23 protein-coding genes and 3 pseudogenes are annotated in these 25,136 nt (G+C 69.7%); 8 read left to right on the forward strand and 18 right to left on the reverse strand.

What is annotated here, in order from left to right:
- Window positions 1–132 precede the first annotated feature (132 nt).
- From ACTWQR_RS02830 to ACTWQR_RS02850, 5 genes are all read right to left on the reverse strand, one after another.
- Complete coding sequence (locus tag ACTWQR_RS02830; protein ID WP_443225244.1) at window positions 133–405, reverse strand: class I SAM-dependent methyltransferase; 273 nt, start codon at window positions 403–405, stop codon at window positions 133–135.
- Window positions 406–446: 41 nt separating this feature from the next.
- Window positions 447–1,847: a phosphotransferase gene (locus ACTWQR_RS02835; RefSeq protein WP_443225245.1), complete on the reverse strand. Its 1,401-nt coding sequence runs from the start codon at window positions 1,845–1,847 to the stop codon at window positions 447–449.
- Window positions 1,844–2,506: a methyltransferase gene (locus ACTWQR_RS02840; RefSeq protein WP_443225246.1), complete on the reverse strand. Its 663-nt coding sequence runs from the start codon at window positions 2,504–2,506 to the stop codon at window positions 1,844–1,846. Before ACTWQR_RS02840 ends, ACTWQR_RS02835 begins: the two co-directional genes overlap by 4 nt.
- Window positions 2,507–2,727: 221 nt before the next feature.
- Window positions 2,728–2,895, reverse strand: coding sequence for a hypothetical protein (locus tag ACTWQR_RS02845; protein WP_443225247.1), 168 nt, complete (start codon window positions 2,893–2,895; stop codon window positions 2,728–2,730).
- A gap of 404 nt (window positions 2,896–3,299) precedes the next feature.
- Window positions 3,300–3,725 (reverse strand): hypothetical protein, encoded by a 426-nt coding sequence (locus tag ACTWQR_RS02850; RefSeq protein WP_443225248.1) that lies wholly within the window; start codon window positions 3,723–3,725, stop codon window positions 3,300–3,302.
- Between the two features lie 96 nt (window positions 3,726–3,821).
- Here ACTWQR_RS02850 and ACTWQR_RS02855 point away from each other — a divergent pair, with 96 nt between their 5' ends.
- Together ACTWQR_RS02855 and ACTWQR_RS02860 are read left to right on the forward strand one after the other, a co-directional pair.
- Window positions 3,822–4,517, forward strand: coding sequence for an alpha/beta fold hydrolase (locus tag ACTWQR_RS02855; RefSeq protein WP_443225249.1), 696 nt, complete (start codon window positions 3,822–3,824; stop codon window positions 4,515–4,517).
- Between the two features lie 433 nt (window positions 4,518–4,950).
- A complete protein-coding gene (locus ACTWQR_RS02860) occupies window positions 4,951–5,193 on the forward strand; it encodes a DUF5302 domain-containing protein (protein ID WP_443225250.1) in 243 nt (80 codons plus the stop codon).
- A 106-nt stretch (window positions 5,194–5,299) separates the two neighbouring features.
- Here the strand turns inward: ACTWQR_RS02860 and ACTWQR_RS02865 are convergent.
- The 4 genes and pseudogenes from ACTWQR_RS02865 to ACTWQR_RS02880 form a co-directional block, all read right to left on the reverse strand.
- Window positions 5,300–5,620 (reverse strand): annotated as a pseudogene (locus ACTWQR_RS02865) (short-chain dehydrogenase/reductase); the annotation flags it as partial.
- A pseudogene (locus ACTWQR_RS02870) lies at window positions 5,605–6,459 on the reverse strand (FAD-dependent monooxygenase); the annotation flags it as partial. The pseudogenes ACTWQR_RS02870 and ACTWQR_RS02865, both read right to left, overlap by 16 nt.
- Window positions 6,460–6,796: 337 nt before the next feature.
- On the reverse strand, window positions 6,797–8,002 hold the full coding sequence (locus tag ACTWQR_RS02875) for an MFS transporter (RefSeq protein WP_443225251.1): 1,206 nt from the start codon (window positions 8,000–8,002) through the stop codon (window positions 6,797–6,799).
- Between the two features lie 173 nt (window positions 8,003–8,175).
- A pseudogene (locus ACTWQR_RS02880) lies at window positions 8,176–8,614 on the reverse strand (beta-galactosidase); the annotation flags it as partial.
- 1,247 nt (window positions 8,615–9,861) lie between these two features.
- Here ACTWQR_RS02880 and ACTWQR_RS02885 point away from each other — a divergent pair.
- Window positions 9,862–10,158 carry a hypothetical protein gene (locus tag ACTWQR_RS02885; protein WP_443225252.1) on the forward strand — a complete coding sequence of 99 codons (297 nt, stop codon included), beginning with the start codon at window positions 9,862–9,864 and terminating at the stop codon, window positions 10,156–10,158.
- Window positions 10,159–10,431: 273 nt separating this feature from the next.
- Here the strand turns inward: ACTWQR_RS02885 and ACTWQR_RS02890 are convergent, their stop codons facing one another.
- A complete protein-coding gene (locus ACTWQR_RS02890) occupies window positions 10,432–12,033 on the reverse strand; it encodes an MFS transporter (protein ID WP_443225253.1) in 1,602 nt (533 codons plus the stop codon).
- Between the two features lie 133 nt (window positions 12,034–12,166).
- The gene (locus ACTWQR_RS02895; protein WP_443225254.1) at window positions 12,167–13,219 is read right to left on the reverse strand and encodes an NAD(P)/FAD-dependent oxidoreductase; all 1,053 of its coding nucleotides are present in this window, start codon (window positions 13,217–13,219) and stop codon (window positions 12,167–12,169) included.
- A 96-nt stretch (window positions 13,220–13,315) separates the two neighbouring features.
- On the opposite strand from ACTWQR_RS02895, the gene ACTWQR_RS02900 reads away from it, so the two are divergent.
- Both ACTWQR_RS02900 and ACTWQR_RS02905 read left to right on the forward strand, forming a co-directional pair.
- Window positions 13,316–13,915 (forward strand): helix-turn-helix domain-containing protein, encoded by a 600-nt coding sequence (locus ACTWQR_RS02900; RefSeq protein WP_443225255.1) that lies wholly within the window; start codon window positions 13,316–13,318, stop codon window positions 13,913–13,915.
- Between the two features lie 4 nt (window positions 13,916–13,919).
- Window positions 13,920–14,045: a hypothetical protein gene (locus ACTWQR_RS02905; RefSeq protein ID WP_443225256.1), complete on the forward strand. Its 126-nt coding sequence runs from the start codon at window positions 13,920–13,922 to the stop codon at window positions 14,043–14,045.
- Between the two features lie 218 nt (window positions 14,046–14,263).
- Here the strand turns inward: ACTWQR_RS02905 and ACTWQR_RS02910 are convergent, their stop codons facing one another.
- Together ACTWQR_RS02910 and ACTWQR_RS02915 are read right to left on the reverse strand one after the other, a co-directional pair.
- Complete coding sequence (locus ACTWQR_RS02910; RefSeq protein WP_443225299.1) at window positions 14,264–15,409, reverse strand: RNA polymerase sigma factor; 1,146 nt, start codon at window positions 15,407–15,409, stop codon at window positions 14,264–14,266.
- 17 nt (window positions 15,410–15,426) lie between these two features.
- Complete coding sequence (locus ACTWQR_RS02915; protein WP_443225257.1) at window positions 15,427–15,834, reverse strand: YciI family protein; 408 nt, start codon at window positions 15,832–15,834, stop codon at window positions 15,427–15,429.
- 355 nt (window positions 15,835–16,189) lie between these two features.
- Here ACTWQR_RS02915 and ACTWQR_RS02920 point away from each other — a divergent pair, with 355 nt between their 5' ends.
- Window positions 16,190–16,690, forward strand: a complete 501-nt coding sequence (locus tag ACTWQR_RS02920) for a cytochrome P450 (RefSeq protein WP_443225258.1) — start codon at window positions 16,190–16,192, stop codon at window positions 16,688–16,690.
- Between the two features lie 535 nt (window positions 16,691–17,225).
- A complete protein-coding gene (locus ACTWQR_RS02925) occupies window positions 17,226–17,819 on the forward strand; it encodes a hypothetical protein (RefSeq protein WP_443225259.1) in 594 nt (197 codons plus the stop codon).
- 267 nt (window positions 17,820–18,086) lie between these two features.
- Here the strand turns inward: ACTWQR_RS02925 and ACTWQR_RS02930 are convergent, their stop codons facing one another.
- Together ACTWQR_RS02930 and ACTWQR_RS02935 are read right to left on the reverse strand one after the other, a co-directional pair.
- Window positions 18,087–18,389 (reverse strand): hypothetical protein, encoded by a 303-nt coding sequence (locus ACTWQR_RS02930; protein WP_443225260.1) that lies wholly within the window; start codon window positions 18,387–18,389, stop codon window positions 18,087–18,089.
- A 263-nt stretch (window positions 18,390–18,652) separates the two neighbouring features.
- Window positions 18,653–19,504 carry a maleylpyruvate isomerase family mycothiol-dependent enzyme gene (locus ACTWQR_RS02935; protein WP_443225261.1) on the reverse strand — a complete coding sequence of 284 codons (852 nt, stop codon included), beginning with the start codon at window positions 19,502–19,504 and terminating at the stop codon, window positions 18,653–18,655.
- Between the two features lie 361 nt (window positions 19,505–19,865).
- Between ACTWQR_RS02935 and ACTWQR_RS02940 the strand changes: the two genes are divergently transcribed.
- Window positions 19,866–21,086 carry an alginate lyase family protein gene (locus ACTWQR_RS02940; RefSeq protein WP_443225262.1) on the forward strand — a complete coding sequence of 407 codons (1,221 nt, stop codon included), beginning with the start codon at window positions 19,866–19,868 and terminating at the stop codon, window positions 21,084–21,086.
- Between the two features lie 264 nt (window positions 21,087–21,350).
- Here ACTWQR_RS02940 and ACTWQR_RS02945 read toward each other — a convergent pair whose 3' ends face one another.
- From ACTWQR_RS02945 to ACTWQR_RS02955, 3 genes are all read right to left on the reverse strand, one after another.
- Window positions 21,351–22,304, reverse strand: coding sequence for a glycosyl hydrolase (locus ACTWQR_RS02945; RefSeq protein WP_443225263.1), 954 nt, complete (start codon window positions 22,302–22,304; stop codon window positions 21,351–21,353).
- A 114-nt stretch (window positions 22,305–22,418) separates the two neighbouring features.
- Window positions 22,419–23,951 (reverse strand): arabinosylfuranosidase ArfA, encoded by a 1,533-nt coding sequence (gene arfA, locus ACTWQR_RS02950; protein ID WP_443225264.1) that lies wholly within the window; start codon window positions 23,949–23,951, stop codon window positions 22,419–22,421.
- Between the two features lie 69 nt (window positions 23,952–24,020).
- Window positions 24,021–25,094, reverse strand: coding sequence for a lactonase family protein (locus tag ACTWQR_RS02955; RefSeq protein WP_443225265.1), 1,074 nt, complete (start codon window positions 25,092–25,094; stop codon window positions 24,021–24,023).
- Between the last annotated feature and the right edge of the window lie 42 nt (window positions 25,095–25,136).

Genomic DNA, 25,136 nt, shown 5'->3' on the forward strand with positions numbered 1-25,136 from the left:
AGCGCTTCACCAGATGCCCGGCCTTGTGGAACTCGCCGGTGCGCAGGGGCGTGGCCGTGGCGCTGCGGGGCACACGCAGGCGCGAGCGGTTACCGGTGGTTTGTTGACGTCGGTCAGTCTCATCAGGCTTCATCACGTCGAAGGAGATGAAGCCGCTCGGTTGACGGACTTGGGCTTGGCGTGGGTGAGGGCGGCGGGGGCGTAGTCGATGGCGTCGACCTCGTAGCTGTTCTCGGCGAGGTGGCGGGCGAGTTCGCCCAGGTCGCAGCCGACATCGAGGGCGAGCCCACCGCCGTCGGGGCCGGGGCGTGTGCGGCGAGCAGGCGTCGCTCGGCGTCGCCGAGACGGCGGAAGGTCTTGCCGCGCGTAGTGCGCATCCCACTCGTCAGACGTGGTGTATCCCACCGTGCGGGCTCCTTGCCCGGTCGAATCGGCCTGGGAGTTGGTCAGATGAAGGTGTTGGTACGCAGGGCACGCAGCGTGCGCCGGCCGCGTTCGACGAGTTCCGGGTCGCCGTGGGTGTGGCCGTACTGGACACCGTTGACAGCATCAAGCGCGGCCTCGCAGCGCAGGCGTTGCCGCTCGTCGCCGGTGAGGGGGCGGCCGTAGCCGGTGAAGAACGCCTCGACCAGGTCGGGCCGGCCCAGCCACGCGTCCGCCAGACGCACGAAGTCGCGTACGGCGGGGCCGAGTTCACTTCGTTCGAAGTCGATCAGCCCGACCCAAGGAGCGCTTCCGGTGTCGTCCAGGAGGACGTTGCGCGGTTGGAGGTCGCCCAGGGTCGGTACCCACCGCACCGCGGGCAGCGTGCGGTGGACAGCGGCGAGGTCGAGGACGACGTCCTCGTCACCGGGGGCCAGCAGCGGACCGGCGGCCTGAAGGTGGCGGTGGACTTTGTCAGGTCCTGGCGGCGGGGCCGGGCTGGGGTCGGCCGCGTGGTGGTAGCGCGCGGTGAGTTCCCCGACCTGCCGGTGCACCTCGCGCTCCAGTTCGGCGGGCAGGGCACGGCCGTTCAGGGGGCGTCCGGGCAGTTCGGTGAGGACCACCGTACGGTGCGCACCGTCGGCAGCAATCAGCCGTGGTGCTCGCGGGCCGAGGGCGAAAACCCAGTGCCGGCAGGCGTGAACCTCGCGCTGGTGGAACTTCTCGTTCTGATGCCGCTTCACGTACCAGGCGCCGCCGCGAGCCCCGGTGGCCCGCCATACCCGGCTCTCGCGCCGTGCCCACGACGCGTCCGACCACTCAGCGATCCGCCCCACCGCCTGCTCGGCGAAGGCACGTACCACCGCGTCCGGTGCCTGCGCGTTCGAGGGACGGGCGGCGTCGGCGACGATGTGCAGCCGGTCGACGGCCCGGTCGTAGGCGATCGGGTCACCCTCGCGCTGGAAATGTACGGCCAGGTGGGCGCCCGCGCGGTAAGCGTCGAGCCCGGCCCGGCAGTAGGCCACCATCGGCTCCGGCAGCGCATCCCAGCCGAACCAGTCCATCGCGTCGCACCGGTCCGGCTCGGTGATCTCAGGCTCGCCCTGCCAGTCCAGGACGACCAGGAACACCCCGGTGCGGGCGCTGCCTGCCGGGGCGCGGTGATGGACGGTGAGCGCCGCCCGGACATCCGACCGGCCGGCCACGACACCGGTCTCCTCCCGCAGTTCTCTCAGTCCGCCGTCGACGACGTCCTCGTGCGGCCCGTCCAGATGCCCCGACGGCAGATGCCACATTCCTCTCGCGTACACATCTCCGGCCCGCCGCGACAGCAGCACCCGCTCGCCCTCGGGGCCCTCGCGCAGCAGGATCAGGTGCACGTCGACCGGGGCCGTGTACCGCCCGCCGGCGGCCGGCGGGCTCACGCTGTGCCTCCTGGGCGGCGGGTCGGCGGCACCGTGAGGGCGACCTGCTCGGTCAGCTGCCGGTCAGGCTCGGCATATGGGCCGCGCGTGCCGACGCGGCGTGCCGGGCCGAGGTGGGACTGGATCAGGGTCTGGAGCGCGGTGGCCCCCGCGGCGTCGAGCGTCCACAGACTGCCGTCGCCCGTGATCGCCACGGTCGCGTGCGGCCCGGCCACCCGGTCCGCCATCGCCGACACCGCGGGGCGGTCCACCCGGTGAGAGGCTCGGCAACACGTGATCATGTCTGCGTGGGATGTGGGCACTTGAGGATCGAAGCGTTCGGCCGGCACGGCGTGGAGGGCTGCGGTGCACTGTTCCAGCAGCGGGCGCAGGACGTTGGTGGCCGCGTCGAGTTGGGCCTTGCTCGGGTTGATCAGCTCTGCGCGTACCAGGCGGGGCCGCGCGGGCGGCAGGGCGGCGACCTGGTCGGTGCCCGCGCCCACATCCAGCGACGTCGGTGTGGACACGCCCGTCATCGTGTCGGCCGGCAGCCACGCTACCGGCTCGGGCACACTCGGCCGGTAGCGTGCGTACTCCTGGTCCGGAGACCCGAACAGCAACTCCTCTTGGCGCAGGCCCGCAGTCGGGCCTGCCGTGGGATCTGTTGGATGGTTCGCCATTGGTCTCCCTCGTACGGCGGGCGCGGATCGATCAGTGACCAGACCAGGGTGTCGCGGCCGTGTCCGGCGCCGGCCCACTGCTCACCGTCCGCCCCGAACTCCAGCCGGTACGCGGCGGGTTCGCCCGCGGCCCGCCAGCAGGCGGCGATGTCCTGGATCTCGTCCCAGATGGCACGCGGCCCACACTCGACAGCCCGGTCGGCACCGAACGGGTTCACGGACTACTGCCACGAGTACATAATCTCGGCAGGCGGCTGGGCGATGGCCTGCGCATCCTGGTAATGGCTGAGGTCTTGGTAGTGGCTGAGGTCACGGGACATCTCCCGCACGGTCGTTGTGATCGAGGCGGCGCCACCGGAGTCAACGACCTCGACGGCGATATCGAACACACATGTTTTGGACGGAGTGGATTCCGTACAGGGGGCGCGGCGGCTCAACGTGCGGAGTGCATCCACCCTTGAGTCGCGCGGTCGATCCGAGCGACCCCATGGCCGAAACGCCGAGGCCGATACACATGTGACTGATGGGTTTCATGGTCGGTCATACGCTCGCGCCGGCGGGCGGCCTGCTACCGCGACAGGCCGGCGCGGCGATGTCCGGTGTTCCCGTCGCCGACGTAGTGCCCAATGCCCTTCCGCGCGTCGGCCGCCTCGCCGACACCTCTACGGATCCAAGACCGCCGGTACCCCAGCGGAGGAGGGCACGCGATGAACCGGCGGAACGAGTGGAACGAGCAGCACGCCGGACCGCTCGGCACGGCAGACGTTGAACTCAAGGCGTGCTGTGCTGCTGCCTACTCCTCCGAGGTGGTCGCCTGCTGCTCGGCGACGCCTGTCATCCCGGCGGCGCCGCCCTCGCACGGCGCCTTGCCGATGGACTGCGTCTGGCGTCGCTGAGGAGTGCTGCGGGTCGTTGGGGGAGTGGCTTCAGCTGCTCCCGTGCACAGGAGCGAGCACCGGCTGGGGGTGAGGGGGCCGGTGGGCGGCCTCGACGCCGAAGCGGGGTAGCCGATGGTCGGCCGGCGGGGCAGCCACCAGGTCGCGCGCCCCGTCAGCGCCATGGCCGCGGGCACGAGCACCGTGCGGACGATCGTCGCGTCGAGCACCAGCCCGCGGCGCCGATCTGTCCCGGACCGGTTCCGCGAGTCGTCGTAGTCCTCGGCGAACCTGCTGCGGAATGCTGTCCCCATGCTGTCCGCCGGGGCATGGGCCCGGCTCACACGTCTTCCCTGCCGTTCTTTGCTCTGCCACAAGACTCCCCAATGGAATTGAATTCAATTAAGGTTCGGCTGAAGTCATCGACAAGGAGGTCGACCATGGCGTTCGTTCTCATCCACGGCGCAAGTTTCGGCGCGAACAGCTGGGACGAGTTGATACCGCACCTAGGAGCGGAAGCGCTTGCGGTCGACCTTCCAGGGCGCGGGACCAGAGCCGAAGTCGACTTGGGCAAGGTCACCCTCGCGGACTGCGCCGATGCCGTCCGGGAGGACGTCGAGGCAAAGGACCTGCGGGACGTTGTACTGGTCGGTCACTCCTTCGCGGGAGTCACGATCCCGCGCGTACTGGACCTCATACCTGACCGGATCCGACACGTCGTCCTCGTGTCGGCCGTGGTCCCGGCGGACGGATCCCGGGTGCTTGACCAGATCGATCCCGGAGTGCGGGATCTGGTTGAGCAGTCCATTGTCGACGGTGTCTACCACCAGACCCGCGAGGGCGCCGCCGCGATGCTGTGCAACGACATGGACGAGGCGACCACCGCCTCCACCCTGGACCGGCTGGCCGACGACTCGGCCGCTTTGCTGCGCGAGACCGTGGACCTGAGCGGCTACAGACGCCAGATTCCCCGGACGTATGTGCACCTCACGCGGGACCAGTGCTACGTCGAGGAACTCCAGCAACGATCCATCGCGCTGCTTCGGCCAGACGTCATCGATCTCGACACCGGTCACATGGCAATGATCAGTGCGCCCGGAAAACTCGCTGCCGTCCTCAACACCATTCACGGCTGATCGCCGGCTCGGGCCACGGCCGGCCGGCCGTCAACGCACACTCGTCGTCGCCCCGGTCCGCGCCGGAGCCCGCTTCGAACGCGGCCACCTCGTCGAACGCCCCGAGCCCCTCGCAGCCTGACCTGCCTCAACCGATCGTCAGGAATTGATGCGATGAAGGGGGCGAGGCCACCGCGCCCGTAGGTCTTCCGGGTGGGACCCGGGTGGGCGCAGGGTGGGTCCCTCTCGCTCTCCGTCCCGACGCCGCCGGGCAACCGGCCACGGCAAGGTCCTCATCGACGTCGCCACGACCTCCACGACGAGTCGCCCCAGGCGGGCGGGCAGGCCTCGCCCGCTTTCGCGGCCGCCCGCCGGGACTGGAGGACCAACTGGTCACCGACACTATGATTCATGACAAGCTGTGCTTCCCACTGCCCGAACCCAGGAGGTCACCATGACTGCAGAGTCTCCAGCGCAAGATGGTTCGGAGTCGGCCGACGTCGAGGGGCCTGCCCCGGTATCCGACGATGACGGCCAGGATGAGTTGAAGCGCAAGTTTCGGGAGGCCCTGGCGCGCAAGCGGGGCATGCAGGCGGACGCGGCCGCTCTTGCCGCGAACCCCGACGCGTCGAAGGTCCGAGGGGCGCACGGCCCGGCTGCGAGTCAGCGGTCGTTCCGGCGCAAGAGCGGCGGCTGAGTCCAAAGCTGCCGCCGGAAGGGACTCGGCAGGGCACGGCCCGGCGGTTCGGTCGGCAGCACTGCCAGATCGGCCGGTCAGTCCGGCTCTCTGCTGGGCGGGTCGCTCAGGCGTGGGTGTCGTCGTAGGCCAGGTTGCCGCCCAGTTCGCGGGAGGCTTCGGCCTGGGCGAGGAGTTCCTTCGCCTTGGCCTCGGTGGCCTCGATGGCGTCCGCGCCCGCGACGAAGCGCTGCAGTGGCTTGTCCTGGTCGGCGATGGTGAGCAGGGCGCGGGCGAGCTTGGCGGGGTCGCCGGGCTGCTTGCCGTTCATGCTCTTCATGCCCTCGATCCTCGGGGCCGTGCGCGGGGCGTAGTCGTCGATGGACAGCTCGGGCCAGGTGGTGGAACCGTCGACGAGGAGTTCGGTGCGGAAGTAGCCGGGCTCAACGGATCCACATCGCCGGCCAGCAGCACCCGGCCGACCCGATAGCGCTCCGCCTGCCGACTGGCGTCGCCGAACCGGGACAGCCAGCGCGGCGAGTGCACGCCGAAGTCGGTGCCCGCGACCGCCCGCAGCTGCTGCTTGAACTCCTCGAGGGTCGGCGCGGTCGCACGGTCCTCGGCCACGCCGTCGGCGGGTACGACCACGCGGTACGTCCCGTCCCCGTTGGGGATCGTGCCGAACCGCAGTTGGGTCTTGCGGACTTCCTCGACTACGGCGGCGACCGTCGCCGGATCCTCGGTCATCTCCATATCGCCCAGCAGCGTCTCGACCTTGGCGGGCTCGCCGAGGAAAGCGACGCCGAGCCCCTTGCGCACCACACTGCGGCCGCCGTCGCACCCGACGAGATAGCGCGAGCGCAGGTGCGTGCCGTCAGCCGGCTCGACGGTCACCCCGTCCTCGTGCTGGCTCAGCCCGACCACTTCGCAGCCGCGCCGGATCTCGGCACCGAGTTCGAGGGCACGCTCGCAGAGCAGCCGCTCGGTGACCGGTTGCAGGGTGGAGAGGCCGTACGGGTGCGCTGTGTCCAACCGGTCCGGCCACGGCTTGCGGATGCCGCCGAAGAAACCGCCGACCTGGAACTTCTCACTGACCGCGAGGAACCGGTCCAGCAGGCCGCGCTGGTCCATCATCTCGACGCTGCGCGCGTGCAGGCCGCGCCCGCGGGACTCCCCGGTCGGCTCGGTCAACTTCTCCAGCACGACCACGTGCACTCCGGCCAGCCGTAACTCACAGGCCAGCATCAAGCCGGTCGGTCCGCCGCCGACCACGATCACGTCAATCATCAAACCCCCCTCACTGAAACAAGACTGACTTTCGGCCAGCCGCTCCGCGCAGCCCGACGGCACACACACCCGCACCTCCGCGCCGAGTTCTCGCAATCGCTCCGCGAGGCCCATCAGCGGTTCGACGTTCCGTGCGACCCATTCATCGACGAAACCGCTCGTATTTTGCGAATGCGTCATTTCCGCGGGTTCTGGCCTTGGCCGACCATTCTGCGGCACGACCCGAGCCTTGCCGCAAGCCCCCTGGTGCGCTATAGGTTGAGAGTGGCAAGGAGTAGTTGCTCTCCTTGCTTTTCCTTCCCCTCGGCGATCAGGAGATCCGCCGGCTTGCGCAGACTCACATGCAGTGGTCAGTCTGCTGCGCGGGTGACCTGGTTTGGTGTGCGGCAACGGCCATGACGATGACGGAGGCCAGGACGAGACCGGCCCCGACGTAGAGCGGCGCCGTGTAGCCGAGGCCCGCGGTGATGGCCAGACCCCCGAGCCAGGCGCCAAGGGCGTTGCCGAGGTTGGACGCCGACACATTGGCGCTGGCGGCCAGTGCCGCTCCGTGGGCGAAGTCGGTGACGCGAGTGATCATGCCGGGCACGCTGGCGAATCCGAACAGCCCCATCAGAAACACCAGTATCACCGACGCGGTGGCGCTGCCGGCCAGCAGACCGAACACGGCCAGGATGATGGTGAGGCCGACCAAGGCACGGACCAGGGTGCGGTCACGGTCACGATCGGCCGCTCGCCCGCCGATCAGGTTCCCGACGACCAGACCGACGCCGTACACCATCAACAACCAGGGGACATCCGCCGGGGAGAAGCCGCCGACCTCGGTGAACGTGTAGGCGATGTAGCTGAAAGCGCCGAACATCCCGCCATAGCTGAGCGCGGTGGCCGTCAGCGTCAGCCAGACCTGCCAGGACCGGAACGCACGGAACTGGTCCCCCAAGCCACTGGGCGGTACCGGGTTCGATCGGCCCGTCGCTGTCGCCGGCCCCGCCTCTCCCGCCGAGCCGGGGACGAGGGCCACGATTCCCGCGAGCGCCAGCACGCCGATTGCGGTGACCGCCCAGAAGGCCGCCCTCCAACCCCAGCGCTCACCGACCAACGCCCCGAACGGCACGCCCAGCACGTTCGCGACCGTCAGCCCGGCGAACATGACCGCCACCGCGCGGGACTTCTTCTCCGGCGCGACAAGACTTCGGGCGACCAGCGAGCCGATACCGAAGAACGAGCCGTGGCACAGTGCCGCGACGATCCGTCCGAGCAACATCACCGGATAGCTAGGCGCGAGTGCGGACAACAGGTTGCCGATGACGAACAACGCCACCAGGCCCACCAGGACCGCTTTCCGGGGGAGCCGGGCCGTCGCCGCGGTCAGCGCGATGGCGCCGATCGCGACACTCAACGCGTACCCGGAGATCAGCCAGCCCGCGGCCGCCTCGGACACCGAGAAACTCGACGCCACCTGCGGCAGCAGCCCGGCGATCAGGAACTCGGTCAGTCCGATGCCGAATCCGCCGAGTGCCAGGGCGATAAGTCCACTCGGCATCCGTCGCCTTTCGACCAGGCGCCTATGCAAAATAAGCCTGGGGTTGCCGTCTCTCATCTCCCTGTCGGGCCTTTCCGGGCGCTTTCAAGTGGAATGCGGGCGCGGTGATTTCCGGGTTTCGTCCTCATTGGGATAGGCCTGGAAAACAACGGAAAGTGGCTATCAGTCAAGAGCAGCGGGTACGGCTCGCTGGGACCGCCCGGGATCTCCGCGGAGTAGCGCACCAGGCCGTGGTCGAGGTCCCAGTCCTCGAAGGCGGACGGGCGGCATCTGTGCCACGCGGTGAGCGCTGCCGTGGCGGCCTCACCGAGGTGAGGCCGCGGGTGCCGGTGGGACGTCCGGCAGGGCCCCGTCCGCGTACTCCGCGGGGATCTCCCGAAAGCGTCAGAACTTCTCGGTGGGGCGCCCGCATTCGTCGTCGGCGCGTCGTAGTCGTACTCGTACTCGTACTCGTACTCGTAGTCGTACGACGTGACGGCCGGGTGCATTGGCTCGTCGTGCAGGGCGCTGCCGCCCTGGTTGGCGCCCGCCGAGCCCCGAGTTCGTACCGCCGTGTGCCGTGTAGAGGTTCACCGAGGCGCCGCACTCAAGGATCTCTGTAAGGCCCCGGGCGCACGATCACCCGCAGCATCGCCAGGCGGCGACCCCAGTGCTCCTCGTGCACCCGGAAGTCCCTGTCCCCGACCCTGAATTCACTCATGGGCTCACCCTCATTCCTGGCGGCGGATCAGTCCATGGACAAAGACCGACGACGCTTGGACGAAAGTGAGGGCACCGTGGACGCAAGGAGGCGGACTCACCGCACCTGGCTCATGACCACCGCTACACCGGCACCGGGGAAGCTGACCCGGCCGTTCGCGCCGAGTACTTCAAGCGCATACAGCAAGAGGGCAACTTCAAGGCAGGGTGTGCTGACCGGAAGCGTCCCGAACGCCTGTGGCAGCCGCGGCGCGCGGGGCCGATAGCCGGCACGGCGTGCACCATGTCGGACACCGCCACCGGCTCGGCCTCGATCGGCGGTGGCTATTCGGCCATCCCGCCAGTTGGCTGCAACCGCACACACGGCACACCGTCCCGCTCGTAGATCGGCGAGGGCGATGGCATCGTGGATGTCCCCGTTGTCGCCGACCGACTCCGCCGCGCGCGCCCGCCGGACCACCTCCAGGAAGTCTGGGACACCGCTGGCTGACGCCGAATCCATCAAGAGGCCCGGGACCTAAGAGAGTTCGCCCCTCGACAACCGGCTCGCCGGCAGCCGACGAGGGACCGGACAACAGCCCACGAGGCGCACTGGCCTCGGGAATTCCTGGTCGACGATGCCGGTATGACTTATCGCCCGGCCGGGTTAACCGACCGCGAAGCGCTGGGTGAGCCGCGGTCAGGCCCACTACGAAGGTCACAACCTGTCCGTGATCTCCGAGAGGAAACCCTGTGCACCCCACCCGGCCGTCGTGGTCGCCGCCTTCGCCGCGCTCGCGCCCTGCTTACCCCCACTTCCGCGCACGCCGCTGAACCGGCGACCCCGGGACCCTGTCGGTACGCGAGGCCCCGCAAGCACTGACCATTCCGAGCGAACACCGCACCGGCTACACGCGCGGCGAGGAAGGCGTCGCTCGGGCGAGCGGGAAGGGCCGTTGTTCAGTTCCAGGCCCGGGACACATCCCACGATTGCGTCACCCGCGCCCGCATCCCAGCAGGTCAGGGTCTGGGACCTCCCAGATGGGCCTCAACCGGGGCGAGTTGTGTGGCGGTAGGTATCCAAGCCCCGACACAGTCGCAGCATCACACCGGGCGGCGCGATCGAACTCCCCGCCGCCCACCCCGCACACCGAGTGCGCCAGACGAAAGGAAACCGCGTCATGAAGTTCCACAAGAGCGCCGCCCTTGGCATCCTCGCCACAGCAGTCCTGGGCAGCGGCCTTGCCGTGGCCCCCACGGCAACGGCGGCCGAGGCGGGTACGGCTCCGGCTTGCGTCAAGCGGGACGTCATCAAGCATCGGAAGTACGTGAAGGTCACCAACAACTGCGGTGAGGCGATGCACCTGAAGGTTGTCATCGACTGGGGTTCCGACTCTCCCTGCCTCACGTACCAGCCCGGTGAGCAGTGGGAGTGGAACTGGGGCCGGGGTTCGTACGGCAAGGTCGTCACCTGCTGATCCGCCCGACCGGCACAGACCACAAGGCAGGCGCCCTGATCTTCGCCGGCCACCTGGTCGAATACTGTCTCTTCCTCCTCTCACCCCAGTTTCGAGCGGGACGATTCGCCGAGCCGCAACCTGTCTAGGAGACCGCTCCGGCCATCGATCGGCTCGCCGTGTTTCTCGGTCGGCCGGTTCCACCGCCGCTGTGAGAGATCGCGGGCGACTGACCGTCCCCGAAAGCACGCCCGCTGATGATGTACGGACGGTGCTTCTCGCGGTGGTCCGGGCTTACGGAGCGGCCGCGTCGCCTGGTTCCGGTTCGTTCGCTGGTGTGCGAGTGGGGTGCTGTGGTCCTCGGGCGAGGACATAGAGAAAGACGGCGCCCATAACGGCGACTCCTGCCCACATGGCGCGCTGCCAGCCGTCGACGAACGACTCCTGCGCGGCACGGATCAGCGTCTGCGCATGGGGGCCGGCCTGGTTCGCGGCGTCGAGGGCGTTGGCGACTCCACCGCGTGCGGTGTCGGCGGGAGCCTGGGGAACATCGGTGAGTCGGGAGTCGATGGCGTTGCGGTAGCCGGAGGACAGGAGCGCTCCGAGCAGGGCGACGCCGAGCGCGGTGCCGAATTCCCGGGTGACGTCGTTGAGTGCGGACGCGACACCCTGGCGCTCTCGCGGGAGGGCGCTGGTGATGGCCTCGGTGGAGGGCGTCATCGACAGGCCCATGCCGGTGCCCATGGCGAGCATGCCGGGAAGGACGGACAGGTAGCCGCCGTCGACGGAGACGTCGGCGGCCATGAGCGCGAGACCGGCACCCGCCAGGAGGATGCCTGTGGCCATGGTCGCTCGGGGGCCGATACGCGCGGCCAGCCGTGGGGCGAGGCCGGAGGCCGTCATCATTAGCACGGCCATGGGCATCAGCGCCAGGGTGGCCAGCAGTCCCGACCAGCCGAGGACGGTCTGGAAGAACGGGAAGAGGACCACGAAGATACCCGCCTGGACCCCGAAGACCGCCAGGAGCGTGATCGAGCCGCCGGCCAGAGCGGGCTCGCCGAACAGGCGCACGTCCAGGAGCGCACCATCCCGGCGGCGCAGTTCCCACGCCACGAAGCCGATGGTGGCGATGACACCCACGACCAGGCTGAGCAGGGTCGCCGGGGCGGTCCAGCCTCGCTCGGGCCCTTCCTGGAGGACGAAGATGAGCCCCACGACCGCGACGACGGACGTCAGCGCGCCGACGGTGTCAAAAGCGTGCCCGGACGTCTCGCGGGAGTTGGGGACGGATCGCAGCGCCATGGCGAGGGCCACCATGACGAGTGCGACGGGCAGGACGAACAGCCACCGCCAGCTCACCACATCGACCAGGGCGGCCGAGAGAAACATGCCCAGGATGCCGCCACCGCCGGCCACACCGGTCCACACGCCGATCGCCTGTCCCCGTTCCTCCTTGGGGAAGGTCGAGGTGATGACTGCGAGCGTGATGGGCATGATCATCGCCGCGCCAACTCCGCTGAACAGGCGAGCGGCGAGCATGACCTCAGTCGACGGGGCCAGACCTGCCGCCGCACTGGCGACGCCGAAGATGGTCAGGCCGGTGAGCAGCATGGGCTTGCGGCCGAAGCGGTCGCCGATCGAGCCGAGCGGCAACAGGAGTGCGGCCAGGCTGAGCGTGTAAATGTTGATGATCCACAGGACCGTGCTCTGCGAGGCGTCGAAGGCGACGGCGAGGTTGGCCTGGGCGACGTTGAGCCCGGACACCGAGGCGATGACGGCCATCAACGCGATACAGACGGCGATCAGGATCATGCGACGCTGACGTGCGTCGGGCACGCCCTCGCCAGGAGCGCCGCTCGGCTCAGCACTCACCTGGGGAGGCTGGTTCGTACTCATGGATTCCTCTCAACAAGGCATGCGGATATCGGCACAGGGCGCGCGGGTGTCGGCGCCGGGTCAAAAGCCGAAGCGCCAGGGGTGTACGCGGCTGGTGTGCGGCGGGCTGCGGGGCCGGTGAGCGCGCGGGCGGTCAGGCGCGGGTGATGCGGCGCTGCGCGGTGGCGAGGGCCGTCTCGGTGTCAGCGATGGCCAGGTCGGCATTCATGTGGGCGCCGGCCAGGGCGCCGGCTGCGGCACAGGCGCCGACCTGGGCGGTCAGGTCGGTGGCGTTGCCGGCGACCCACACGCCCGCGACCTCGGTGGTGCCGGCCATGCCGGTGGTGAAGTGGTGGCCCATCCCGCCGGGCAGGTCCCGCATCGGCAGGCCCAGATCCTCCAGGCCCTCGGTGCGCGCCTGCATGGTGGTCGTGACGGCGAGGACGCGCCGGGGCACGAGCTGTCCGTCCGCCAGACGCACGCCCGCGACACCGCCGCCCTCGGCTGTTACGACCTGGTCGACGGGGGTGCCGACGATACGGATGCCGCGGGCGGCGAAGCGCGCTCTGGTGTCCTCGTCGAGTCGGGTGCCGCGGGTGAAGTACACCAGGTCGTCGGTCAACTGGCGGAACAGCAGCGCGTGGTGGACGGAAGCCGGGCCCACGGCCAGGACACCGATGGGCTCGTCGCGTACCTCCCACCCGTGACAGTAGGGGCAGTGCACCACGCTGTGCCCCCAGTGCTCGGCCAGCCCGGGGACGTCGGGCAGAACGTCCCGCAGGCCGGTGGCGACCAGGAGGCGGCGCGCGTGCAGGGTGGTGCCTCCCCTGCCGGCTACGCCCTCGTCGGCGGGGGTGCCCCCACTGGCCAGGGTGACAGTGAAGCGCGGATCCCCGTCAGCGGACGGATCAGCCGCAGCGGCCTCAATCACCTCGCCGGTCTTCACCGTGCCGCCGTAGCGGCGGACTTCTTCACGGCCCCGTTCCAGCAACTCGGCCGGGGGAGTGCCGTCCAGGCCGAGCAGCCCGTGCACGCCCTCGGCGGGCGCGTTGCGCGGGGTGCCGCTGTCGATCACGACGACCGAGCGGCGGGAACGGGCCAGCATCAGCGCGCCGTTCAGTCCGGCGGCGCCGCCGCCGATCACCACGGCGTCGACGGTCTCGCCCGGCAGCTCCTCGGTCGCGCGTGCCGTGGTCGTCGCAGGCATGTCGTCGTCCCCTTTGCGCCGCGGCCCCCAGTCGTTGTGGGGCCGAACACGAACGACGCTAACCGCACCTTGCCGATAAGGCATACGATGTTGCCTATGACGCAAGACAATGGTGAGCTGGACAGCCTGGTACGCAAACGCATCCGTGCCCTGCGTGTGGCCCAGGGCTGGTCCCTGGAGGAGCTGGCCGCTCGCGCCCAGGTCAGCCAGTCCACGCTCAGCCGCATCGAGAACGGTCAGCGCCGCCTGGCCCTGGACCAGCTCGTCACCCTCGCCCGCGCCCTGGACACCTCCCTCGACCAACTGGTCGAGAGCGCCACGGACGACGTCGTCTCCAACCCGATGATCGACGGAACCCACGGGCTGATGCGCTGGCCCATCAAGGCAGAACCCGGCATGACCGTCGTACGCCAGCGCATGACCGACCCGCCGCCCGACAATCCCTCGCGCATGCGCGCCCACCCGGGCCGCGAATGGCTCGTCGTCCTCTCCGGCACCGCGATCCTGCTCCTGGGCAACCGGCGCTTCCGGATCGAGACCAACCAAGCGGCGGAGTTCCCCACGATGCTCCCGCACGCCATCGGCGCCGAGGGCGGACCGTGCGAGATCCTGGGCATCTTCGACCGCGACGCCCGCCGCGGCCACCAGCGAGGCGAGGACGTCGGGAAAGCGAACCCTCCGTCAACGTCACCGTGACCGTTTGCGTGTTCCGCAGTCCAGCCGGGACGCATCCGGGCACCGGGCCGAGCGCGAGTACCTGGCGGCGGCGCACCGCTGTCTGAACCTGGCGCCCGACGACCCGCTGCTGCGGTGGTGCCCGGAGTAGGAATCGCTCCTGAACACTTCTTGCCACGGACTCACCCGCGCCCTCCCGCGCCAGGGCCCGCACGCGCAGGTCGCCGAGGACGACGCGCACGAGCTCCTCGCCGAGATGTGTGCCGGTGCCGCGTCAACTCCGCATTGCGGGGTGCCGCGTTCACGCAAGGCGACCGCAGTGGCCATGGGGCCCCGCCGAGTGGCGTGGGAAAATCCGAGTGCGATCCGTCAGCGACCCCGACGGGCGTTGAGCCGGGCGGCCTGGCGTGTCAGGTGGGCGCGTTCGGCGAGGTTGGGTGCCTTCTGGGCCGCCTCGGTGTACAGCCGTGCCGCGGTCGTCAGGTCGCCGTCGCGCTCGTGGAGGTACGCCGCCACCGCGGTGTGGCGGGGCAGTGAGTCGTCCAGCGCCGCGAGCGCCGCCAAGCCGGCGCGCGGTCCGTCGGCCTCGCCGACGGCCACCGCGCGGTTGAGCCGGACGACCGGGCTGTCGGTCAGGCGCGCGAGTTCGTCGTACCACTCGACGATCTGCACCCAGTCGGTCTCCTCGGCCGCGGGCGCGTCGGCGTGGAGTGCCGCGATGGCGGCCTGGGCCTGGAACTCGCCCAGCCGGTCGCGGGCGAGGGCCGCCTGAAGGATCTCGACGCCCTCGGCGATCAACCCCGTGTCCCAACGGCCGCGGTCCTGTTCGGCGAGCGGTACCAGGCTGCCGTCGGGGGCGGTGCGGGCGGCGCGCCGGGCGTGGTGGAGCAGCATGAGGGCGAGCAGCCCCGCCACCTCCGGGTGGTCGATCGCGGCCGCGAGCTGCCGGGTGAGCCGGATGGCTTCGGCGGCGAGGTCGACGTCGCCGGAGTAGCCCTCGTTGAAGACCAGGTAGAGGACGCGCAGCACGGTGGCGACATCGCCGGGCTGGTCGAACCGCACGCCGGAGACGGTGCGCTTGGCCCGGCTGATGCGTTGCGCCATGGTCGCCTCGGGCACCAGATAGGCCTGGGCGATCTGGCGGGTGGTCAGCCCGCCGACGGCGCGCAGCGTGAGCGCGACCGCGGACGACGGCGTCAACGACGGGTGGGCGCATAGGAAGTAGAGCTGGAGCGTGTCGTCCACCGCAGGCGCGGGCCCGGGCGCCGGCTCCTCGTCGACGAGGTCCTCACGCCTGCGGCGGGCGGTGTCCGCCCGGGTCGCGTCGAGGAACTTGCGCCAGGCCACGGTGACCAGCCAGCCCTTCGCATCCCGCGGCGGGTCGGCCGGCCAGACGCGAACCGCCTCCACCAGCGCGTCCTGCACGGCGTCCTCGGCCGCCGCGAAGTCGGCTCCGCGGCGGACGAGGATCCCCAGCACGCTCGGTGTGAGGCTCCGGAGCAGGACCTCGTTCACCTCGTTCACGTCAGGGGTCACTCCGTGATGGTGGGCGACACGCCGTAGAACGGGCGCAGCTCGAGCCACTCGTGGATCGGCTTCCCGCCCGCTCCGGGGGCGGCCGACAGCTCCCCGGCCAGCTCGACGGCGCGCTCGTAGCTGTCGACGTCGATCACCATCCAGCCGGCGATGAGGTCCTTGGTCTCGGCGAACGGGCCGTCGGTGACCGGCGGGCGCCCCTCGCCGTCGTACCGGACGAACGTCCCCTCGGGAGCGAGTGCCTGACCGTCGACGAACTCGCCGGACTTCTCCAGCCGGTCGGCGAAGTCCTGCATGTACTGCATGTGGGCCGAGATCTCCTCCGGCGTCCACCGGTCCATGGGCACGTCGTTGACCGCAGCCGGGGCGCCGCGGTAGTGCTTGAGCAACAGGTACTTGGCCATCGTGTTTCTCCTCGGTGCTGGTGCGACCCATTGTGGTCGCGTTCACTGCAGGGACGGAGCCGGTCACGGGTTCTCGACATCGCCGGCCAATTTTTTTTGGCTCACGTGAATGAGCCTGGGCGAGCCGTCTCGCGGTGTCCGGGTCCACGGCATGACGGGAGGGCCAGACGGAGCGAGACCTTCCAAGGTCAGCGGCAACCAGGCAACTGAACCAAGAGAAGGCCCCGCGTGCGACACATTCGTGTGGTCCTGGCGCGTCGTGGTGTGCTCGGACCGTTGAGTTGTCCGGAGTGGGGGGATGCACGTCCAAGGCCTCACCCGTGATCTGGACGATGGCAGTGGACAGGCTCTGGTGGTGCGACGATGGCAATGGACAGGCTCTGGTGGTGCAGGGATCGCGGGTGACGCTCTGCGCCGGGTCCTGCTGCTCCTCGACCGGCACCCCGCCGCCCGCGAACAAGCGCTCGCCGCCGGAGGCGAAGGCTCGGCGCGACGCCGCCAGGCCATCCAGGCGCTGGTCCACGAGACGCTCCGGCTCCATCCGTCCGCCTGGATCCTGCCCCGCCACGCCACCGAGGACGACACCCTCGCCGGTTCCGACGTCGAGGCGGGCACCCACATCCTGATCTGCCCGTACCTCACGCACCGCGACCCCGAACTGTGGCCAGACCCAGAGCACTTCGACCCCCGGCGCTTCACCACCCCGGACGGCAGACCTGCCCACCCGGGCGCGTACTTCCCCATCGGTATCGGTCCCCGCGCCTGCCTCGGTCTGCAATTCGCGCTCCGTGAATCGACCGTCCTGCTCGAACACCTGCGCCGGTCCACGCTCTGGCCTTCTCCTCCATCCCCATGAAGGCGACGTACGGCATCACCGTCCGTCCCGATGGCCCCACCCCCGCAGCCTTGGTACCGCCATGCACCTGAAGCGGGTCAATACCGGGAACGGTCGGAGGACGGGCAGCGCGTACGTGGGGGTGGTGAGGCAGCGGCAGCTCGAACGCCAGGAGGCCATACCCGGTTGACGGGTGCGGACGCGATGCAGGTGCGCACGTTCTTCGCTACGGGGCTGGGTCTTCACGGTCTCCACGCTGTGAGCTGCCCCGAACTGCCTGCGTGACGGGCCGACGCTGCCTGGGGCACTGGATCCTCCACTCCCTGTCCCGCCCGACGGGCGCACGTGACTTGCTCCCGGGCCGCCAACTGGCGTCCCGCGATACGCCATCCGGTGACTTATGGCCGCTGCGGCGTTATTCATATCACCCGATTTCCTATGTATTCCACTGTCCCGCTTTGTGTTGACCAGCCGTCACGAAGCCCTGAACAAGTCGAGGAGAGTGGAGACAATGACGACATCGCCGCGATGGCGATCTGTTCTGGCGTCAGCCGCCATGGCTGCCGCGCTCGCCCCAGCCCTGCTGGCGAACGCGGGAACCGCCTACGCTCAGGTCCACACCACTCCACACCCGCCGCACCCGGCGAAGCCTGCCTATCCGGAGTACCCGGCGAAGCCTGCTTACCCGGAGTACCCGGCGAAGCCTGCTTACCCGGAGCACCCGGCGAAGCCTGCTTACCCGGAGCACCCGGCGAAGCCTGCCTATCCGGAGTACCCGGCGAAGCCTGCTTACCCGGAGCACCCGGCGAAGCCTGCTTACCCGGAGCACCCGGCGAAGCCTGCTTACCCGGAGCACCCGGCGAAGCCTGCTTACCCGGAGCACCCGGCGAAGCCTGCTTACCCGGAGCACCCGGCGAAGCCTGCCTATCCGGAGCACCCGGCGAAGCCTGCCTATCCGGAGCACCCGGCGAAGCCTGCCTATCCGGAGCACCCGGCGAAGCCTGCTTACCCGGAGCACCCGGCGAAGCCTGCCTATCCGGAGCACCCGGCGAAGCCTGCTTACCCGGAGCACCCGGCGAAGCCTGCCTATCCGGAGCACCCGGCCAAGCCGCACCACGGGAAGTCGGAGCACGGGCACGGGCATGGCTAGCCGCTGTCGCGCACACCGGTGACAACGACAAGAAGAAGCTGATCCTGGGTGGTGTGGCCGTGGCGACCCATGTGAGAACTTCGGCGACGGTCAGGTCTGGTCCCTGCGCGGCACGGCCACCGGGCCGACGACGGACGCACGGTCTGCGAGTCGAGGACGATGGCGGTGGGCGCCTCTCGCCGCCTGCGCATCTCGCTGGCCTGTCGACGGAGCAGGTGGTGGATGGTCCCGGCGGTTCCGCCGTCGCGGCACGTGCCGAAGTAGGAGTCAGGTACGCCGGACGCCGACGCCGCCACGGTGGCCGATACCGCGGCCCGCACTGCGCATCCGGCTACGCACCGGCGGCCCGTTGTCGCCGCGAACCACACCACCGCGCAGGGCGGCCCTGGCCGGCCGGAGCGTGTCCTCGCTGATCCACGCGATGCCTCGGCGTCTGCCACCCGTACCAACGTCGGCGCCTTGGGGACGACAGCGCGACTTGGGACGCTGCCCGAAGTGCTTCTGGCGAAGCGGTACTTCACTGGTTTCGGCGGCGAACGACCAGCTCATACGGTCATCGGCCAGTGCCATGGAGGAACCGGCGACTCGACGCGCTGGGCGAGGACTCGTTCGGGTCGGCTGCCTTCCGAGCGATCATGCGTAGACCCACCCCCCCAGTGACCCCCACCGTCCGTCCGAGGCACGGATGCAGCTGGTTGCCTGTCCCGGAGCCGTCGTTCGCACCGGCCTGTTCGCCTCACCGCACGGGCGAGACAGCCCCAGTTGCCCGCCGGGGCAGCCCGGCGCTGCGGTTGAGCAGTCGCTGGAGGCTGGCGGGAGGCAGTTGCTCCTGCTCAGGCGCTCGGTTCCCAGACGATGGAGACGATGTTCAACACAGCGCTCGACAGAGTCGTGTCCCCGCGCGTTGTCGCGCGGTTGTGGGCTGTCTGTACCGTGATGCCGCGGGTGGCCAGCCGCCACAGGGTGTCCGCGTCGATCTCCACTTCTGCTGCCACCACAGCAGGCGCGTCGTGGGCCAGGGCCCAGCGGTCCATGTGGCGCGCTACGGCCCACTGGCCACCGGCGGAGCCAGGCACCCGGACGCGGACCGTCGTGCCCACCGGCGCCGAGGTTCGGTGCAGGGTCTGGGGCAGAGCCCGCATGAAGGTATCGAGGACCGGGTGGAGCAGTCGCGGTTCGGTGGCGCCGGGACGACCGACGGCGTCGCGGATCTGCTGCTGATGGACCCACAACTCCGAGTATTCGCGGGCGCTGTCCAGCCAGACCGGTGCCGCCACCCCGGGAGCCGCCCAGGAGACGTCCACCCCCGCGTGACCGCCCATCTCCCGGCTCCACCATTCAGTGTCCAACTGCGTTCCCAAGTGAGCCAGCAGGTCAATCATCAACCGAGGGCTGATCTGCCGAGCTGTTCGGACGAAGTCCTCGTTGGTCCGGGTCAGGAAGGCCGCCAGGGTCTCATCAGGGCCGAAGTCCGGTCCGGGGTGCCTGTCACGGTCTGCGGACAGGCGCCGAACGTAGTCGTGCAGGATGTGACCGGCGACATCGCGCACGGCCCAACCAGGGCAGACGGTCGCGCGGGACCACTCGTCGGGCCCGAGCGCGGCGAGCAGGTCGACAAGGGCACCCCGCTCGACCGGGAACAGCGGTCGGACGTCCAGCGGCGGTCCCAGCCAAGTCCAGTCCATCGAGAGAGTGGACCACGAGGTCGCCACCGCCCACCACGCTATTTGACGACCCGTCGCCGACACACGAGCGATGTCAGATCGCCAACAGCCTGGAAACTGCCGCCTTCCATGAGAACTCCGGAAGCAGACATCGCCTGTTCCTGACACAGTTCAGCTCAGCACGCATGGACTTCCTCATGATCGATGAGATGCAGCCTCGGCACCGGTGACACAGCCTCCGGGACGCCCCGTCAGGGCTGCCAGACATCCCACTTCACCCTGTCACCCCCGGGTCAGTGGCCCGTTCTCCGCACGATGCACGATCTGATGAGACGGGACAGCCGACGTTGTTCGCCGCCTTTCAGGCGTCTCCGGGGACGGCGTGGCGAAGGGCGAGGAGCTGCTGCGTATGCCCTGGCACATGGTTCTCGGCGAGGCCGTCGACGAGGCCTGCCAGCGGAACCGGCTGGTCCAGCACGAGCGCGTCGTTGGACAGGAGGAGCGACGGCACCAGTACTGGTCGGCCAAGCTGACGAGTCTTGCGGGCAGCGCCGACCGGTTCCTGGCCGCCGGCCTGTACGGCTACCAGATCGCCAACGCCGCCGAACTCGTCCGCGACCACGACGACTTCGAGCTGGAGCGGTTCCAGAAGATGCTGCTTGAGGTCTTCTACCCGCTCAGCGAGGACTTCCTCGCCAACCACAACGGCGCGGTCGTCACCAACTACTGGACCAACTGGGATCTGTGCAACATGGCGTGCGTCCTGGCCATCGGCATCTTCTGCGACGACAAGACCATGGTCGACCGCGTCGTCGAGTACTTCAAGCACGGCGTGGGCCTGGGGTCGATCAGGAACGCCATCCCGGTCGTGCACGACGACGGGCTCGCCGAGTGGTTGGAGGCCGGCCGCGACCAGGGGCACGCGCTGCTCGGCGTCGGTCTGATGGGCACCTTCTGCGAGATGGCCTGGAACCAGGGCATCGACCTGTACGGCTACGACGACAGCCGCTTCCTCAAGGGTGCGCAGTACGTCGCCAAGTGGAGCATGGGTGGTGACGTGGCGTACACCGAGAACACGCGTGAGAAGGGCGCGATCAACGGCTGGTCGGGGACCGAGACGGCGACCGACGCCGCGGCCGTGGACCCGGCGATGACCCGGCCGATCTGGGCGATGATCGCCAACCACTACACCAAGCGGCGGGGCCTGTCGGCGTCGTACCTCACGCGGATCGCCGCCAAGACGGCCCCCGAGGGCGGCGGCGGAGACTACGGCCCCAACAGCGGCGGCTACGACCAACTCGGCTTCGGCACACTGGCGTTCACCCGGGACAAGGCCACCGCTGGCGGGACCACGGCATCGCCCTCGGCGTCCGCCGCGTCAGTTGCCTCCGGCTCGACCGACTCGTCCGGCTCTGCCGGGATGTCGGACTCCTCCCGCCCTCCCTCCTCGTCTCCTGGCGTCCAGGGCGCGTCGGGCGACGACCTGGCCGCCACGGGCTCGTCCGACCTCCCGCTCTGGACGGCCGCGACCGGCATCACGGCCGTCGCCGGGGGCCTCCTCCTGCTCCGCCGCCGCGGTCAGGCCGGCTACGACGCGGAGTGAGACAAGAACCCGCCATCGGCGGAGGGGGAGTTCGTACAACTGCGCCTCATTGACGGTCCGCCACTCGGACCGACCTTGCCGGCCGTCTCGCGATCGGAGAGGTGGTTGACGATGAGGCCGGCGCCGTCCACGCCCAGTCGTTCGGCGATGGCGCGCCCGATCCCTCCAGGCGCACTTCGCGCAGCCGGACGGTGGTTGCAGGGCCGACCGCTTCGAACCGAACGGCGATCCGGCGTCAGGGCGGGAACCGCACGGCCTCCCGTGTCACCGGTCAGGTCCTTCGAGAGGGAGGATGGGGGCCTCGAGGGGTTCGTCGCGGTCGCACACGAGGGTGTCTCCGCTCACCCGCAGTCGGGCGACCTGGATCGAGCTCCGGCGGTCGTCGTGGCCGCTGTGGTGGCCGGGGCTGTCGTCGGATCGCCCGGGGTGCGAGAAATAGAAGATGAACGCGCCGAGTTCGCTGGTGACGACATCGGCGTGGTAGCCGTGCCCTCCGTCGTCCGGGCCCTGCCCAGGACGATCGAGGATGAGTCCCCGCGGTTCCCATGTCTCCAGGTCCCGTGAGTGAAGTACCCGCTGTCCATGCCATTCGTCTACGAGCATCCAGTAGCTGCCGCCGAGCTCGAAGACGTTCGGGCCTTCGTGTTCCGAGCACTCGACGGCGGGCCCCCGGACGGTCCACCGCGCAAGATCGTCGCTGTCCGCCGCGTAGGTGTGCGCATGATCGGCCTCGTCCTTGTACCACATGCGATAGCCGCCTGTGGGGAGCCGCAGGACGCAGGCGTCGATCACTCTCTCGGACGAGAGTGACAAGGTGGAACGGTAGGTCCATGAGACGAGGTCGTGGCTCGTGTAGTGACGGATGACGCGTGCATGGCCCGCCCACTGGGTCGGAACACCGCGGATCACGCTGACGAACATGTGGTACTCGGTTCCGTCATCGACGATCTCAGGCGCCCAGTAGGTATGCCGCCCGGGCTCGATGTCCAGCCCTTCGGTGATTCCCCGGTACAGCCAGGTGGCTCCGCCGTCCGCGGAGGACGCGATCCCGATGTCGGTCCCGTGTATCCAGCTCACGTCGTTCATCGGCGGCGCGTCGGCGCGTCGGCTCGTGTAGAACATCCACCACTCGCCGGCCTGCCGGTTCCAGATGACAGTGGGGTCGGTCGCGCCGTCGTGCATGGGGTCTCGGAACAGGGGTCGGGCAACGGTTGTCATCGGTTCTTCCCAGGCGTGAGTGTGCTGGCGCCGCATGCGGGCCCATGAGCCGGTGTCCCCGACGTGGACGACGGCGGTGGCAGCGGCCCATGGGCAGTCGGTACGTCGGAGTGGTCAGTCCTGCCGGCCTGTCAGCCGGATCATGTTCCAGGACAGGGGCTCGAGTTCGGCGCGCAGGACTCCGTCTGTGAGGGTGGTGCCGGTGGCGGAGTGCGGGGTGACGCGGTCCGGCTGGTCGAGGGTATTGCGTGCCTCGGGGTCGGCGTCGGCCAGCACCAGGTGCTCCTCCACGGCGCGGGCCTCGACCCCGCGCAGGTCGATCACCAGCGGGAGGGCCGAAGTCTGGCCGCGGTTGACGGCGAAGACGGTGACCTCGCCGGTCTCGTCGTCGGTGACGGCGGTGGCGTGCAGCAGAGGCACCTCGCCGAACTTGGCGGTGGTGTACATGGGGCTGTCCGCCTCGACACGCAGCACCCGGCCACGCCCGTACTGGGCGGCTTGGGCGAACGGGAAGAACGTGGTCTGCCGCCAGGCCTGGCCGCCCGGCTCGGTCATGATCGGCGCGATGACGTTGACGAGCTGGGCCAGCGAGGCGGCGGTGACCCGGTCGGCATGCCGCAGCAGGGCGATGACCATCGAGCCGAAGACCACGGCGTCGGTGACCGAGTAGCTGTCCTCCAGCAGCCGGGGCGCCTTGTCCCAGTCCGGCGGAGTGGCGGCCTCACTGCGACTCATGTACCAGACGTTCCACTCGTCGAAGGAGAGGTTGATCCGCTTCTTCGCCTTCAGCCGTGCGCGGACGTGGTCGCAGGTGGCGACGACCGACTCGATGAAGTGCTCCATGTCGACGGCGGAGGCCAGGAAGGAGTCGCGGTCGCCGTCGGTCTCCTCGTAGTAGGCGTGCAGGGAGACGTGGTCGACCTGGTCGTAGGCGGCCTCCAGGACGGTCGCCTCCCAGGCGGCGAAGGTGGATATGCCCGAGCCCGAGCTGCCGCAGGCGACCAGTTCCAGGTCGGGCTCGACCATCCTCATGGCACGGGCGGTCTCGGCGGCGAGCCGCCCGTACTCCTCCGCCGTCTTGTGCCCGATCTGCCAAGGGCCGTCCATCTCGTTGCCAAGGCACCACATCTTGATGCCGTACGGCTCCTTGGCACCGTGGGCGATACGGCGGTCGGACAGCTCGGTGCCGCCCGGGTGGTTGGAGTACTCCAGGAGCCGTACGGCGTCCTCCACCCCGCGGGTGCCGAGGTTGACGGCCATCATGGGCTCCATGCCGGTCTTGGCGCAGAAGTCCATGAACTCGCCGAGGCCGAACTCGTTGGTCTCGGTGGACCGCCACGCGAGGTCCAGCCTGGTGGGCCGCTCCTCGCGCGGTCCGACGGAGTCCTCCCAGCGGTAGCCGGAGACGAAATTGCCGCCCGGGTAGCGCACGGTGGTGACGCCCAGCTCCCGGATCAGCTCCAGGACGTCCTGACGCAGTCCGTCGGCGTCGGCCGCCGGGTGGCCGGGTTCGTAGATGCCGGTGTAGACGCAGCGGCCGAGGTGCTCGACGAACGACCCGTACAAGCGCGGGTGGACGTCGCCGATGCCGAAGGCCGAGTCGAGGGTGAACCGTGCGGCGGCGGGGGTGGTGCTGGGGTGGGACATGGGTGCCTTTCAAGGCGTACGACTCATGGCGTACGTCAGGGAAGTTGCGGGCGGGAGGTATGGGGCTTGTCAGAGGGCGAGTGCGCAGACGACCGAGGGAACGGATGCCGCCGGGGCGGGCTGTTCCAGGGCTCCTGAGTCGAGTACGCGCAGCGCGGCGAGCGTTCCGCTGTGCTGGTTGGCGACCAGCAGGTGACCGGCCGTCAGGGTCAGGCCGCGGGGCCAGGTCCCACCGCTGGGTGTCTCGCCGATCGGCTCCAGCGTGGTGCCTGTGACCCTGAACGCGGCCACTGTGTCCGCGCCGCGGTTGGTCACCCAGACGAAGCGCCCACAGGGTGAGGCGACGATCCCGCCGGGCTGGTTGACGAGGTCGCGGGCCGCTGTGGCGGGAACCGTGGCGGTGGCCGTGAGGGTGCCCGTGCCGGCGTCGTACCGGTGGCAGGTGAGGGTCGAGGACAGCTCGTCCGCGCTGAACACCAGCTCCCCGCCGGGTGCGAAGGCGAGATGGCGGGGGCCGGAGCCGGCGCGCAGCGGGCTCACCGCCGTCCGTTCGAGGGTTCCGGCCCGAGGGCCGAGCCGGTACGTGAACACGGCGTCCGCGCCCAGGTCGGTGGCCAGGACGGAACGGCCCGCCGGGTCGACGAGGACCTGGTGGGCATGGCTGCCCTCCTGCCGTCCGGCGACCGGGCCCGACCCTTCGTGGACGGCGACGTCGGTCAGCTCCAGTAGCCGCCCGTCCGGTCCGAGCCGGTGCACGGACACGCTGCCGGGCGCGGTGTCACTGCCGTAGTTCGCGGTCAGCAGCCAGTCTCCGCCCGGGTGGACGGCGAGATGGCACGGGTTGGCGCCGCCGGTGCTGACCGGGTCTCCCAGCGGGGCCAGTACGCCGTCACCGCGCCGGGTGACGGCGCTGACGGTTCCGGCTTCGCCCTCGTTCGTGCTGTAGACGACGTCCAGGGAGGGGTGCGCGGCCAGGAAGGAGGCCCCGCTGACGGGCAAGGGCGGCACCTGGCTCTCGTACGCCAGATGGCCTGTCGCCGGATCGAGGCGCAGGGCGGCGAGGCCGGAACCGTCGCCACCGGAGTCCGGTGTGTAGGAGCCGGTGAGGACGTGAACCGCGTCGGGGGAGGCGGGCGTTGGCATGGGAGTTCCCGGGAGTTCCTTGAGCGGGCGGGGTGGTGGGAG

Origin of the sequence: Streptomyces sp. 2A115, assembly GCF_052245575.1 — a bacterium.
In the GTDB taxonomy this organism is placed as follows: Bacteria; Actinomycetota; Actinomycetes; order Streptomycetales; family Streptomycetaceae; genus Streptomyces.

Coding starts and splice junctions, on each gene's coding strand:
- ACTWQR_RS02925 (WP_443225259.1), top strand. CDS start 17,226: ATGGCTGCCGCGCTCGCCCCAGCCCTGCTGGCGAACGCGGGAACCGCC.
- ACTWQR_RS02935 (WP_443225261.1), bottom strand. CDS start 19,504: ATGGACTGGACTTGGCTGGGACCGCCGCTGGACGTCCGACCGCTGTTC.
- ACTWQR_RS02860 (WP_443225250.1), top strand. CDS start 4,951: ATGACTGCAGAGTCTCCAGCGCAAGATGGTTCGGAGTCGGCCGACGTC.
- ACTWQR_RS02840 (WP_443225246.1), bottom strand. CDS start 2,506: ATGGCGAACCATCCAACAGATCCCACGGCAGGCCCGACTGCGGGCCTG.
- ACTWQR_RS02885 (WP_443225252.1), top strand. CDS start 9,862: ATGAAGTTCCACAAGAGCGCCGCCCTTGGCATCCTCGCCACAGCAGTC.
- ACTWQR_RS02890 (WP_443225253.1), bottom strand. CDS start 12,033: ATGAGTACGAACCAGCCTCCCCAGGTGAGTGCTGAGCCGAGCGGCGCT.
- ACTWQR_RS02915 (WP_443225257.1), bottom strand. CDS start 15,834: ATGGCCAAGTACCTGTTGCTCAAGCACTACCGCGGCGCCCCGGCTGCG.
- ACTWQR_RS02955 (WP_443225265.1), bottom strand. CDS start 25,094: ATGCCAACGCCCGCCTCCCCCGACGCGGTTCACGTCCTCACCGGCTCC.
- ACTWQR_RS02855 (WP_443225249.1), top strand. CDS start 3,822: ATGGCGTTCGTTCTCATCCACGGCGCAAGTTTCGGCGCGAACAGCTGG.
- ACTWQR_RS02930 (WP_443225260.1), bottom strand. CDS start 18,389: ATGGCACTGGCCGATGACCGTATGAGCTGGTCGTTCGCCGCCGAAACC.
- ACTWQR_RS02945 (WP_443225263.1), bottom strand. CDS start 22,304: ATGACAACCGTTGCCCGACCCCTGTTCCGAGACCCCATGCACGACGGC.
- arfA (WP_443225264.1), bottom strand. CDS start 23,951: ATGTCCCACCCCAGCACCACCCCCGCCGCCGCACGGTTCACCCTCGAC.
- ACTWQR_RS02875 (WP_443225251.1), bottom strand. CDS start 8,002: ATGCCGAGTGGACTTATCGCCCTGGCACTCGGCGGATTCGGCATCGGA.
- ACTWQR_RS02900 (WP_443225255.1), top strand. CDS start 13,316: ATGACGCAAGACAATGGTGAGCTGGACAGCCTGGTACGCAAACGCATC.
- ACTWQR_RS02895 (WP_443225254.1), bottom strand. CDS start 13,219: ATGCCTGCGACGACCACGGCACGCGCGACCGAGGAGCTGCCGGGCGAG.